The sequence below is a fragment of the Dyadobacter sp. HNCC25DJ183 genome (assembly GCF_056895175.1).
Map to the genome: position 1 here is coordinate 457449 of NZ_JBXHAP010000004.1, position 12631 is coordinate 470079.

Sequence of the window (12631 nt, forward strand, 5' to 3'; positions counted from 1 at the left end):
TTACTAGTAACACTCAGGATTGACTTCCGTCATTCAATGCATTCTTTTTTTCTGATACCTCATTTAAAACCACGCTCTGCCAGCAAGATCAGCAACAATGTAAAATCTTTCAGATTGGCCCGGATAATCCTGATCGCCTTGCCCATCTGCTTCTCTACGGTATCGAGAGGAATGTTCAGCCGGACTGAAATTTCCTTGTAACTAAGGTTTTCACGACGACTGAGCTGATATACTTTTCTGATCTTTTCAGGTAAATTTTCAATGCTTTTCGCCAAAGCCCCGGCAAGCTCTTCGTAATACAGGCTGTCTTCAATATAGTTTTGTTCAACCTCCTGCGTATTGGTGAGGTGGTCCAGATACGCATTCCGGATTTTTCTCGAACGGATCAGGTTGTAAATACGGTAGCGAAGTGCCCCGAAAAGATAGGCTTCCAGGGAAACGGTGATGATCAGCGTTTCCCTTTTTTCCCAGATGTCAACGAAAATTTCCTGGATAATCTCCTCACATTCCTCCCGCAGGAGCAGTCGCTTGTAAGCGGAATCGAACAGCCGTCGCCAGTACTTCCTGTATAGCTCGGCAAAAGCATTCCTGTCGCTCTGCCGCAAACGGTTAAGCAACTCTTCTTCTTCTTGCCGGTGAGGGTTCTCTGGATTAATGACGTGGTAATTTACGGACTGCAATTACCAAAATTATGCGAAATAACGACAATGTGTTTTGAGGAATAAATCAAGCGCTGAGCACACTTTCATTCTGTACGCTTTTTAAAATTTCATAACTGTGGATCCGCGCTTCGGGATCGTAGATGTGGCTGGTGACCATCAGCTCGTCGAGCTGGGTATGTTTCTGAAAGTACGCCAGATCGCTGCCGATCTTTTTTCTGTCGCCGATGAATGTGTATTTCATCATCTCCCGCACAGCGGCTTCTTCGTATTCTCCCCAAAGTCCGTCCATACTATCAACAGGAGGTTGCAAAGGCCGGCGCTTGCCCGTGATAATGCCCGTAGCTAGCTGAAAGAAAGAAGTCGCAAGCCGCTCGGCTTCCTGGGTGGTATCTCCGGCGATCACATTGACACAGGCCATTACATAAGGCTGCGTGAGGTATTTCGACGGCCTGAAATTGCGGCGGTAGAGTTCAATGGCGGTCATAAACTGCGTTGGCGCAAAGTGGCTTGCAAATGCATAAGGGAGTCCCAGATGCGCCGCCAGCCTCGCACTATCCGTACTTGAACCTAGAATCCATATCGGAATATCCAGACCTTCGCCGGGAATGGCGCGTACTTTGGAGTTGCTGTTCTCTGCTGAAAAGTAGGTTTGCAATGCGATCACATCATCCGGAAAATCCTGCGCGGATTCCATGTAATTGCGTCTCAGCGCGCGGGCAGTAACCTGGTCTGTTCCCGGGGCACGGCCCAGTCCGAGGTCAATGCGGTCGGGGTACAGCGACGCGAGGGTACCGAACTGCTCGGCCACAACCAGCGGCGCGTGGTTGGGTAACATAATGCCACCGCTGCCGACGCGGATCGTTTTTGTGCCGCCGGCAATGTAGCCGATCAGCACGGACGTCGCCGAACTCGCAACACTCGCCATATTGTGGTGCTCAGCGAGCCAGTATCTTTTATATCCCAGTTCCTCAACACGCTGCGCGAGCCGGAGGCTGTTTTTGAAAGTGATTGCTGCATTATTCCCTTCCGTGATCGGCGCAAGATCAAGAATGGAAAAAGGTATATCCTGAATGAGTTTGTCTGCCATGTCGATTACTAACTGTAAGATTGCTATTCATAAAAAACATTTTAATGCATTCTGAGTTCCTTTTTGGTGACAGATGTAAGTGGTGGCAAAACGTATAACTTTCAAAAATTTTTATCCCAAATCTTGCGCTTAAAGATTTTGTTCCTATTTTTGCACCACGTTTCGGATACGCCGAAACATTTTAGAGAGATGGCAGAGTGGTCGATTGCGACGGTCTTGAAAACCGTTGACTGTTACAGGTCCGGGGGTTCGAATCCCTCTCTCTCTGCAATTTTATTGAAAGAGTCACAAAACCTCGCTTTGAGCGGGGTTTTTTGCTTTTAAAGCTGCCACGAAATCCCAAGTAATGAGTTGGAATGGTTAGCTTATCTTGAATATGGCAAAACCACGAACCTATGAAAGAGCAGGACATCCGTTGGGAGCAGCGCTTTGAGAACTACAAAAAAGCACTTGCAAAACTTGGCGAAGCAGTGCAACTGGATTCTGAGCGTGAGCTGAGCGAGCTTGAAAAGCAAGGAACAATACAAGCGTTTGAGTACACCCACGAACTGGCCTGGAAGGTGATGCAGGACTTCTTTATTTATCAGGGCAATTCAGAAATCAGAGGTTCGAGGGATGCAACCCGCCAGGCTTTCAGTGCCGACCTGATCACAGACGGCGATCATTGGATGGAAATGATTAAGAACAGGAACCTCACCAGCCACACTTACAACGAAGAAATATCAGAGGAGATTTACAAAAATATCGTTAGCGAGTTTTATCCGCTTTTCGTAGCATTTCAGGAAACAATGGAGGCGATCAAAGCCAACGAAGAATGATGTACGGATTATCAGAAAAAACGATAAACGCCATTCAAGGCGTCTTTGCCAGATATCCCCAAATAGACCGTGCCATTCTATACGGATCCCGCGCAAAAGGAACTTACCGAAACGGCTCTGACATCGATCTGGTGCTGGTGGGCGCCGAGCTGGATTTATCGCTGATATTCAAGATTGAAATTGAGCTGGATGATTTGATGCTTCCCTATAAAATTGATCTGGGGGCTTATCATCAGATTGAAAATCATGAATTAATTAGTCATATTGATCGGATTGGGGTAATTTTCTTCGAAAGCGAATCGACGACCAGCACATAAAAGGTTTTAAAAACGCAAATGGCATACTACATCACCCTCTTCTCTCCCGACACCTACCAGACATTCACTGAAACCGAGCGATCGATTTCCGGATTTCGTGAGTCGCAAAAAATGCAGGCAAATGCTATCAAAAAAGGTGACAAACTCATTGCTTATGTGACAAAGTTATCCCGCTGGGTTGGTATCCTGGAAGTTACGGGAGACTACTTTATCAGCGATACGCCAGTTTACAGCTCAGAGGATGATATTTATACACTGCGGTTCCCGGTTAAAGAAATCGTCTGGCTTCCGCTCGATCAGGCACTGCCGGTAGATGATGAAGAATGTTGGACCAGCCTTTCTTTTACTAAAAACTTGCCCAAAAAGAGCGTAGCCTGGACCAATATGGTGCGGGGAAACTTACGCCGTTTTGAAGAGGAGGATGGGAATTGGATCGAATCCTATTTAAAAAGACAACTGTCAACTCCCAAGCGTTTTCCGCTCAGTGAAAGTGATAGCCGGAAGCTGGTCACGTTGACCGTTAAAACGCAGGAAAGTAAGGAAGTCGAAGTGTCGGTACCGACGAAGGAAGAGCAGGAATTTTCTCCGAAGTCTGAAAAAGAGGATGTGCGCGAGTCGATCCGGGTGCAGGCCATGCTATCCAGAATTGGCGAAAGAATGAAGTTGAAAATCTGGCTGCCGAAAAGTGACAGGCAAAGAGTCCTGGCAGTTTGGAAACCAGAAACCGACTCACTCCTTACCACGCTGCCATTGAATTATGATACCATCACGCTTCGGACCATTGAAAATATCGATGTACTCTGGATCAAAGGCCGGTCGATCGTTCGTGCTTTTGAAGTGGAACATACGACTTCCATCTATTCCGGCATCCTCCGAATGGCCGATCTCATGGCCTTGCAACCCAATCTTGACATCAGTGCCCACATCGTAGCCCCAGCCGAGCGGCGCGAAAAGGTGCTGCAAGAAATCTCCCGGCCAGTTTTCGCGCTTTTAGAGAAAGGGCCTTTGAAAGAGTCTTGCACTTTCATTTCCTATGAAGCGGTTACAGAATTGTCTTTGGAGAAGAGGCTTGAGTATATGAATGATAAGGTGTTGGATGAGTATCAGGAGCGGGCGGGGGATTTAGATTAGTTCAGTAGATCAGGCGTTGAGGTTGCTCTACTCGATGTACTATTAATTAAGTGCAATCCAAATCAATATTTTTCTGATATTTTAACTTGTACTTGAAAAAGCTCAACATTCGAAATGCCTAGTAGCAAATCAATATGGATAAAAAGGAACTAAGCGAACGGGATATAGAAAATATGTTCATCACTCCTGCAATTACAGGTGCTGGTTGGGATTTGCATACTCAAATAAGAACACAGGTGACTCTTACTCCGGGACCCGTGATTGTGCGCGGGGAAATGTCAGCAAGAAATAAGAAAAAGAAAAAGTTCGCGGACTATGTATTGTCATGGAAACCTGGGACAAGGGTTGCCGTGGTTGAGGCAAAAGATAATACATTTAGTGTAAGTCATGGAATGCAGCAAGCATTAGGCTACGCTGACATATTGGGCGTTCCGAGTGCTTTTAGTTCGAATGGAGATGCATTTGCTTCGCATAATAAGGTTCCAGAAAATGGGGAGGATACAGAAATCGAATTTGCACTTGAGCATTTTCCTAATCCAATGGCATTATGGAAGCGGTACAAGAAGCTACACAATATTAAGGACGATGAAGAGCACCTTGTTTTGCAGCCATATTATTCTGATGGTTCAAACAAAGAGCCTCGATACTATCAAGTAGAAGCTATAAATAGGACAATTGAGGCAGTTGCACGAGGGGACAAGCGGATTTTGCTTGTTATGGCTACCGGGACTGGTAAAACATACACCACATTTCAGATAATTTGGAGGTTGTGGAAAGCGAAAGCTGTAAAGCGAATTTTGTTTCTTGTTGATAGAAATATCCTAGCAGATCAGACATTGGTAAACGACTTCAAGCCATTTGGGTCAGTTATGACCAAAATAAGGAACCGGAAGATCGATCCGTCATATGAAATTCATTTAGGGCTTTATCAGGCGATGACAGGGCCTGATGAAGTAGATAAGATTTACAAAAGTGTCTCCCGTGACTTTTTTGATCTTATTGTTGTCGACGAATGTCATAGAGGTAGTGCGGCAGAGGATTCTTCATGGCGTGAAATTCTTGAGTATTTTAAGAATGCTATCCAAATCGGGTTAACCGCTACGCCAAGGGAAACGGAATATGCTTCTAACATTACATACTTCGGTACACCTGTGTATTCTTATAGTTTAAGGCAAGGAATTCAGGATGGTTTTTTGGCACCTTATAAAGTTGTTAAAATTGACATTGATAAGGATGTTAATGGCTGGGTACCACCCGCTGGAATGACAGATGATCTTGGAACTGAAATAGAAAGCCGGATTTACAACCAATCTGACATGGACAGACTTCTGGTGCTCAACCAACGGACAAAATTGGTTGCGCAACGAGTCATGCAATTGCTCAAAGCAACTGATCCTTATTCAAAGACTATCATCTTTTGCGAGGATATTGACCATGCTGAAAGAATGCGTAAGGCAATCGTAAATGCTGCTGGCAAGCTAGCTACGGATAACCCAAAATATGTGATGCGCATTACTGGTGATAGTATTGAAGGGAAAAATGAGCTCGATAATTTTATTGATCCTGAGAGCAAATTTCCAGTAGTTGCGACAACCTCAGATTTGATGACAACAGGAATTGATGCCAAGACCTGCAAGCTGATTGTCCTTGATAAAACCATTAATTCCATGACCACTTTTAAGCAAATAATTGGTCGTGGAACCCGTATTGATGAAGAGCACAACAAGTTCTTTTTCACCATTATGGATTTCAAAAAAGCGACTGAGCATTTTAGTGATCCCGTATTTGATGGCGACCCGGTTGTTATCTATGAGCCTGAACCTGATGGTGATCCAGTACCACCAGATCCAGATCCAGATGACGATAATGAAGATGAGGACAGGCCAGAGCCCGATGGTGATGGAAGACGGAAAATTGTTGTAAGTGGTGTTCAAGCGAACATCATCAATGAGCGCATTGAGTATCTGGGCGACGACGGCAAGCTAATCACAGAATCTTATAGGGATTTTAGTAAGAGCCGAGTTTTAGAAGAATTTAAATCGTTGAACGATTTCTTGACAAAGTGGAATGACGCTGATAAAAAACAGGCAATTATTGAACTGTTAGAGGAACACGGAGTTTATTTAGAGAGTCTTGCTGAATTAGTTGGCAAAGATTTCAGTGATTTCGATTTGATATGTCACGTGGCTTTTGGGCAGCCACCTTTGACTAGAGCGGAAAGAACAAACAATGTAAAAAAGCGTGACTATTTTACAAAGTATGGCGACCAGGCAAGGAAGGTTTTAGATGGCCTGCTGGACATGTATGCTGACAAAGGAGTTTCCAGTATCGAAAACCCAAAGGTGCTTAAACTTAAACCATTCAGCGATATTGGAACTCCTCTTGAGATAATCAAACAGATATTTGGTGGAAAAGAAAAATACGAACAAGCAGTAAAAGAGTTAGAAAACGAGTTATTTAAACAAGAATCAGTAGCATGAGTAACGTTTCGGGGATTATTAAATCCATTCAGGATATAATGCGTAAAGATGTTGGTGTGGATGGAGACGCACAACGCATTAGTCAATTGGTTTGGCTGTTTTTCTTAAAAATTGTAGATGATAGAGAGGATGAACTTGAATTAACAGAAGATGATTATCAATCCCCGCTACCAGAAAAACTGCGTTGGCGGAATTGGGCTAAAAACAAAGAGGGCATTACGGGGGAAGATCTTCTAAACTTCGTGAACAACGAATTGTTTCCTACATTTAAAACTGGCCTGAAAACCGAAGGAGAAAATAACCAGCGCGCGTTAGTTATCAAAAATGTATTTGAGGACGCATATAATTACATGAAGTCAGGCACTTTGCTTCGGCAGGTGATCAACAAAATATGTGAAATTGATTTCAATGCTTCCGGTGACCGCCACACGTTTGGCAGCATCTATGAGCAAATTTTAAAGGATCTGCAAAGTGCGGGGAATGCAGGAGAGTTTTACACGCCTCGTGCTGTGACAACGTTTATAGTCAACCGGATCGCTCCTAAATTAGATGAAACTGTGTTAGATCCAGCCTGTGGCACCGGCGGTTTTTTGACCAACGTGATTGAATACAAGCGCGAACATTTTGTAAAATCGGCGGCAGATGAGGAAGTGCTACAAAAAACAATCTTTGGAGTAGAGAAAAAAACATTGCCTCATATGCTTTGCACTACGAACATGATTTTGCACGGCATAGATGTTCCAATAAATGTAAGACACGACAATACACTCTCCCGGCCCCTTCGTGATTATTCGAATTCTGACCGAGTAAACGTGGTGGTGACAAACCCTCCATTTGGTGGGATGGAAGAAGACGGCATCGAAAATAACTTTCCCTCAGCATTCCGAACCCGAGAAACAGCAAATCTATTTATGACGCTGATAATTCACATCCTAAAAAATGAAGGACGTGCAGCAATAGTGTTACCTGACGGTTTTTTGTTTGGAGAGGGTGTACAGACTCGGTTAAAGGAAAAATTATTAACTGAGTGTAACCTCCATACCATTGTTCGCCTCCCGAATGGAGTTTTCAATCCCTACACAGGAATCAGAACGAATATCTTGTTCTTCACGAAGGGCACACCGACGGAGCACATTTGGTTTTACGAGCACCCTTACCCCGAGGGAATTACAAACTATAATAAAACACGCCCTATGCTTTTTGAAGAATTCGCAACAGAAATTAGTTGGTGGGGCACGGAAGAAGATGGATTTGCGGCAAGAGTTGAAAATGGACAGGCATGGAAAGTTTCGTCAGAAGATGTTGTCTCCAGGAATTACAACCTTGACTTTAAAAATCCACATATAGGTGAACAAGTAAGCCATGACCCAGATGAACTGCTAGCTCAATATTACCGTGAACAACAAGGTATTTCAGACCTACGCAACCAGTTAAAAGCTATTTTAGCAGAAGCACTATCTAATCAGGGTTGAGCATGGGAGATAGCATTTTAAATGGATTTGAAATTTGGACCAATGCACAAGGGGTAAAATCTAAGGGTAGGACAAATAGCATTAGTAATATAAGTATTGAGGGGATTTTATCTTTGAAGCAATTAATTCTTGGATTAGCACTTGGTGGTAGATTTAGTGAGAACGCCGCTTACTTAAAAGATTCAATAGAAGACGAGCTTGTTATTGCTCGTAAACAATATTACATCAAACAAGGAAAAACAGTTAAAGAACAAAAATTCAACTCTCCACTGATAAATGAGTTTCCGATTCAAAAATCTTGGAAATGGAAAAGGATCGGAGAGTTATGTGATTTGCAAACCGGAGCTACACCTAGTACTGGAAATCCTGAATATTATGGAGGCGATATTAAATGGTTGGTATCCGGAGACATTAATCAAGGTGTAATCCAAGATTGCCAGGGGAGAATAACCGAGGAAGGTCTTAAGAATAGCAACTGTAAAATATTACCTACCGATACTGTGCTTATAGCATTAAACGGGCAAGGGAAAACCAGAGCTTCTGTTGCGCTGCTTAAAACGAGAGCTGCCTGTAATCAGTCATTAGTTGGTATAGTTCCATTTAGTCAATCAGTGATTGATTCTTCATTCCTTTTTATCGCCTTAAAATACCGTTATTATGAAATAAGGGAAATAACGGGCCAAAATCAACGCAGAGGGTTGAATATGGGCCTTGTAGCAGAATTATCGGTGCCACTTCCGCCTATCGAAGAGCAAAAACGCATTGTTGCCAAAGTCAACGAACTAATGTCCTTATGTGATGAGTTGGAGAACCAGCAAACCAAAAACCTATTTACACATCAAGCATTAGTAAGAACATTGTTGGCTTCTCTTACCAACGCAGCTGATGCTGATGAACTGCAAGAGTCATGGAATAGACTGTCAGAACATTTTGATACCTTGTTTTGTACTGAAGATAGTGTTGAACAGTTAAGACAGACAATCCTGCAATTGGCTGTGATGGGAAAATTGGTAAAGCAAAATTCGATAGAGGTTTCCGCGAGCCAACTGCTTAGAAAAATCAAAGCAGAGAAGCAAAGGCTAGAAATGGAAGGAAAGATCAAAAAGCAAGTCGAGTTGGAAGACGTTAGAGACCAAGATCAACCGCACGTGATACCTGAGAGTTGGAGGTGGGTGAAATTAGGAAACATAGCGAATAAAATTGGCTCCGGTAGCACACCACGAGGAGGCAATAATGTTTATTCCAGTTCAGGGATTCTTTTCCTTCGATCTCAAAATATACGAAATGATGGCCTCCAACTAGATGATGTAGTTTACATTGATGAGGAGACGAATAGTAAAATGTCTAATACCATTGTTTACCCAAATGACATTTTGCTTAATATCACAGGAGGGTCGCTTGGTCGCAGTACCGTTTTCCCTCTTTACGCAGAAATTGCTAATGTAAGCCAACATGTGACCATAATTCGTCCGACAATCGTAGAATCAACTTCCTTTCTCCACTACTGTATACTGTCACCATTTATTCAAAATATGATATGGGGACGTCAAATAGGCGCAAATCGTGAGGGGTTGAGTAAACGCATCCTTGAACAATTTGAGATTCCTTATCCCCCTATTGAGGAACAAAAACGAATCGTTTCTAAAATTGAAGAACTTTTTAGAATATGTAATTCTCTTTCATTGAAAATTACAAAGAGTCAAGAACTACAAACTATGCTTTCAAAGACCATTATCGAAAGTATAAACACATGAGTGTTTTAGACAAGATCTATTCAGACAGCCCAGCGGCCGCGCTACCCTCCCTTACACAGACCAATTGGTGTGAGAAGGGCTACCATAACTTTTATGAATACTTCGCGGACTTTAATGAATGGCTGGACGGTGACGAAGGGCTCGATATTAAAATACGGTATCAGATCACTGACCTATCTAATCCAAGTAAAGCATTGTTCGCTGGTGATCTCCGAGCATATAAGCAGGAGTTTCAGGTTTTTAGAATAGAAAGAAGGAATCAGGTGTTGGGCGAAGATTATATCAATGCTACTTTTAATGACGCCCATTGGTTTGATCGAAATACAGAACGATTTGAGCAATTGATCGAAGCTTTAAGAGAAGGGGCAGTAGTACCTTTCATAGGAGCGGGCATTTCAGTTGAATGTGGTTTTCCGACTTGGAAGGGGCATCTTTTACAACAAGGTAGAACATCAGGTCTCGATCCGGATCACGTGGCGGAGTTACTAGACGCAGGAGCTTACGAGGCGGTGATTGAGGAGATCGAGGCAAGAGACCGTCATGATGCTTTTATCCAGGAAATCAAAGATGTGTTTTCGAAAACTGGTGCGATAACACAGACGACTTTACGCCTAACAGAACTTTTCACAGACACAATCATCACTACAAATTACGACCATGTGATCGAGCAAGCTTTCGACACAGGTGGAAGCGACGAAATTCAATTACTCGAGAGTTCCAATATCCTTGATTTGCTTGATGTGGATAAAACGACAGTTATTAAAATACATGGTGACATCAGACATCCGGCTAATTGCATTATTAGCAAAAATCAATATGATCTTGCCTACGGTGAAGGGGAATTAGACCTATCCAAAGCAATTCCGAAGGTTCTAAGTTTTCACTACCGTACGAGTAGTTTGTTGTTCCTTGGCTGTAGTCTCAGCCGTGACAGGACGATGGAAGTTTTCCGGGCCGTCAAAAAAGAGTTGAAAGATAAAGACAGACCACAGCACTTTTCACTTGAATCAATGCCCGACGATGCAACAGAAGTGTCTGATCGCAACGCGTACTTGCTGAACCTTGGTATCACTCCGATCTGGTTTCCCAAAGGCAGCTATGATTATGTGGAGCAAATCCTTCGGCTAGCTAAAAACGAAATACGGTATCGAGGACACGCCATTGGGTTTAAAAAGCCAAAAATAGTCGCTTCTGATCCTGAGGTTTCTGAAATACAGCTGCAAAGACCGCCTAAAACTGTGGTTGATTGGATACTCGAGTTTCTCGGATTGCTTAAATAAAGACACCGTCTATTCACTTAGTACCATCTTGTTTAACGTCAGACTCTTTTTTACTAAAAGCATTTCGGCGATAATAGTTAAATTTTGCGGGTCCGAACCTTCCACGGCCATAATCAAATAACATGGAGTAAGCAGAGTAGGCCGTGGCTATGGATATAATAATTTCCTCGTACGCGATCCGAGACCAAGGCCTGGCAAAAGTTAAATTTTCAAGAAAATAATTAACTCCGAAGCACAACCAAATTGTCACAAAGAAGGCACTAACAATCTCATTGATTTTTGATACGGAGAAAGTTTTTGGCGATTTATAAGCGTAGACGGTTTTGTACAATGGGCCAGTAATTTCATCTTCTAGGATATCAATCTGTTTTTCCCAATGCCTTTGCCAAAATTTACTTCCCTTATTGGTCAGAAGCCAGGCTAGCGCTGTCACAAAGCCGATCGCTATTGAAAAGAAAAGCGTGAACGGATGATTACGAGGATTGGAATTATAGTTCGTGGAATTAATCATTAACGAGTACGCGGTCAGCGAGGCTACCTGAAACGCCCAGAAATATGTGGCACGTTTCCAATAGTTGTCTATTTCATGCTTTCTGGCGTCCCATGCTTTTTCATAAGCGCGAAATTGTTTGCACTCAGTGTCAATACTTTTGCCTGAAAACCTTTCTTTTAATTCTTTCATGTCAGCAATTTCCGACAGTCCGGATTGCTTTTCTTTTTTTGACATAAGGGTAGCTTTGAGGGATAAAGTGTTAAGATAAAAATTAGTTTAAACAATCCAGGGTTTCAGCTACATGTTTGTATATCATGTCTGGCTACACTTTAGACATCTGCTATGACTTCATAGCTTGGTAGTAATGTACAGCTTTCAGCAATTTGGCTGCATCTCTTGTGTTGATAGGTTATATTTCTAAGCATGCCTACACAGCTGAACCGATAATTCACTGATCCTTCGCGGTTCAAATCTTTCCCCTATATTTGTCCCGCAAACGATTAACAAAATTTCTATGAACAGACAACCAAAACGCAGGCCAGAAATGGCACTGGAGAAGCAGACGGGTGAAAGTCCCGGGACCTGCCAAAGTTCGCTTTGTTGACGTTTGCAGTGACTTCTCCTTTCTTTTCATCCAAATCCATTAAACAATGCAAACGTCAAATGGAGACGGTGTTGACTCGAATGCAAATTCAGTCAACCCAACGAATGATGCACGTCACGCATCAAATGTCGGCGACCCGCTGACGGAGTCCCAAGCCGAGTTTTGGTATCTCGTCGAATGTCAGGGCTGTAAGGAGCTGGCGCATTCGCTCAAAATGGTCCACGATCTGGCGCTGTATCATTCGGATATTCCGTTTGATGCGGCCGAAAAGTCGGCACTTTTTGATCTGAAGGTACTTTGGGAAGGCTTCGAGAAGATGGGGGCGAAAGTTTAGGAATTGGAGGACTGTTGGCGACAGTCCTTTTTTGTCTTTCCATCGGAAGCAAAATGATTATGGCTCATGACTAGTTAGAAATCAGCTCAAAAATATCGAAAATTGATCCGTAATTGGATCAGTTATGAGCTATAATTGGTTTACGGCTCATCCATGCTAAAATTATAGCTCATTTTCTATTAAATTTGAACTTTAATTC

At 42.9% G+C, this 12631-nt stretch carries 11 protein-coding genes and 1 tRNA gene; 9 read left to right on the forward strand and 3 right to left on the reverse strand.

Features of this window, described 5'->3' with window-relative positions; translation table 11 throughout:
• Nucleotides 1–59: 59 nt before the first annotated feature.
• Both AC1XTG_RS12325 and AC1XTG_RS12330 read right to left on the reverse strand, forming a co-directional pair.
• Nucleotides 60–680, reverse strand: coding sequence for an RNA polymerase sigma-70 factor (locus tag AC1XTG_RS12325; protein WP_484842210.1), 621 nt, complete (start codon nucleotides 678–680; stop codon nucleotides 60–62).
• A gap of 46 nt (nucleotides 681–726) precedes the next feature.
• Entirely contained in the window at nucleotides 727–1749 is a 1023-nt protein-coding gene (locus AC1XTG_RS12330) for an LLM class flavin-dependent oxidoreductase (RefSeq protein ID WP_056281921.1), read from the reverse strand.
• Between the two features lie 183 nt (nucleotides 1750–1932).
• Here AC1XTG_RS12330 and AC1XTG_RS12335 point away from each other — a divergent pair.
• From AC1XTG_RS12335 to AC1XTG_RS12370, 8 genes are all read left to right on the forward strand, one after another.
• Nucleotides 1933–2017, forward strand: a tRNA-Ser gene (locus tag AC1XTG_RS12335).
• Between the two features lie 127 nt (nucleotides 2018–2144).
• Nucleotides 2145–2567 carry a nucleotidyltransferase substrate binding protein gene (locus AC1XTG_RS12340; protein WP_484842211.1) on the forward strand — a complete coding sequence of 141 codons (423 nt, stop codon included), beginning with the start codon at nucleotides 2145–2147 and terminating at the stop codon, nucleotides 2565–2567.
• The gene (locus AC1XTG_RS12345) at nucleotides 2564–2884 is read left to right on the forward strand and encodes a nucleotidyltransferase family protein (RefSeq protein ID WP_484842212.1); all 321 of its coding nucleotides are present in this window, start codon (nucleotides 2564–2566) and stop codon (nucleotides 2882–2884) included. The genes AC1XTG_RS12340 and AC1XTG_RS12345 overlap by 4 nt, the downstream gene beginning before the upstream one ends.
• A gap of 18 nt (nucleotides 2885–2902) precedes the next feature.
• Entirely contained in the window at nucleotides 2903–4015 is a 1113-nt protein-coding gene (locus tag AC1XTG_RS12350; protein WP_484842213.1) for a hypothetical protein, read from the forward strand.
• 134 nt (nucleotides 4016–4149) lie between these two features.
• The gene (gene hsdR / locus AC1XTG_RS12355) at nucleotides 4150–6495 is read left to right on the forward strand and encodes an EcoAI/FtnUII family type I restriction enzme subunit R (RefSeq protein WP_484842214.1); all 2346 of its coding nucleotides are present in this window, start codon (nucleotides 4150–4152) and stop codon (nucleotides 6493–6495) included.
• The gene (locus AC1XTG_RS12360; RefSeq protein ID WP_484842215.1) at nucleotides 6492–7967 is read left to right on the forward strand and encodes a type I restriction-modification system subunit M; all 1476 of its coding nucleotides are present in this window, start codon (nucleotides 6492–6494) and stop codon (nucleotides 7965–7967) included. The genes hsdR and AC1XTG_RS12360 overlap by 4 nt, the downstream gene beginning before the upstream one ends.
• A 2-nt stretch (nucleotides 7968–7969) precedes the next feature.
• On the forward strand, nucleotides 7970–9721 hold the full coding sequence (locus tag AC1XTG_RS12365; protein WP_484842216.1) for a restriction endonuclease subunit S: 1752 nt from the start codon (nucleotides 7970–7972) through the stop codon (nucleotides 9719–9721).
• Complete coding sequence (locus AC1XTG_RS12370; protein ID WP_484842217.1) at nucleotides 9718–11001, forward strand: SIR2 family protein; 1284 nt, start codon at nucleotides 9718–9720, stop codon at nucleotides 10999–11001. The genes AC1XTG_RS12365 and AC1XTG_RS12370 overlap by 4 nt, the downstream gene beginning before the upstream one ends.
• A 13-nt stretch (nucleotides 11002–11014) precedes the next feature.
• On the opposite strand, the gene AC1XTG_RS12375 is transcribed toward AC1XTG_RS12370, so the two are convergent.
• Complete coding sequence (locus tag AC1XTG_RS12375; protein WP_484842218.1) at nucleotides 11015–11728, reverse strand: RipA family octameric membrane protein; 714 nt, start codon at nucleotides 11726–11728, stop codon at nucleotides 11015–11017.
• A gap of 416 nt (nucleotides 11729–12144) precedes the next feature.
• Between AC1XTG_RS12375 and AC1XTG_RS12380 the strand changes: the two genes are divergently transcribed.
• Nucleotides 12145–12432, forward strand: a complete 288-nt coding sequence (locus AC1XTG_RS12380; RefSeq protein WP_484842219.1) for a hypothetical protein — start codon at nucleotides 12145–12147, stop codon at nucleotides 12430–12432.
• The last annotated feature ends 199 nt before the right edge of the window (nucleotides 12433–12631 follow it).

What these genes read in the sequence shown, in the direction of transcription:
- AC1XTG_RS12330 (WP_056281921.1), bottom strand. Translation starts at nt 1,749, where the DNA reads ATGGCAGACAAACTCATTCAGGATATACCTTTTTCCATTCTTGATCTT.
- AC1XTG_RS12340 (WP_484842211.1), top strand. Translation starts at nt 2,145, where the DNA reads ATGAAAGAGCAGGACATCCGTTGGGAGCAGCGCTTTGAGAACTACAAA.
- AC1XTG_RS12345 (WP_484842212.1), top strand. Translation starts at nt 2,564, where the DNA reads ATGATGTACGGATTATCAGAAAAAACGATAAACGCCATTCAAGGCGTC.
- AC1XTG_RS12350 (WP_484842213.1), top strand. Translation starts at nt 2,903, where the DNA reads ATGGCATACTACATCACCCTCTTCTCTCCCGACACCTACCAGACATTC.
- hsdR (WP_484842214.1), top strand. Translation starts at nt 4,150, where the DNA reads ATGGATAAAAAGGAACTAAGCGAACGGGATATAGAAAATATGTTCATC.
- AC1XTG_RS12360 (WP_484842215.1), top strand. Translation starts at nt 6,492, where the DNA reads ATGAGTAACGTTTCGGGGATTATTAAATCCATTCAGGATATAATGCGT.
- AC1XTG_RS12365 (WP_484842216.1), top strand. Translation starts at nt 7,970, where the DNA reads ATGGGAGATAGCATTTTAAATGGATTTGAAATTTGGACCAATGCACAA.
- AC1XTG_RS12370 (WP_484842217.1), top strand. Translation starts at nt 9,718, where the DNA reads ATGAGTGTTTTAGACAAGATCTATTCAGACAGCCCAGCGGCCGCGCTA.
- AC1XTG_RS12375 (WP_484842218.1), bottom strand. Translation starts at nt 11,728, where the DNA reads ATGTCAAAAAAAGAAAAGCAATCCGGACTGTCGGAAATTGCTGACATG.
- AC1XTG_RS12380 (WP_484842219.1), top strand. Translation starts at nt 12,145, where the DNA reads ATGCAAACGTCAAATGGAGACGGTGTTGACTCGAATGCAAATTCAGTC.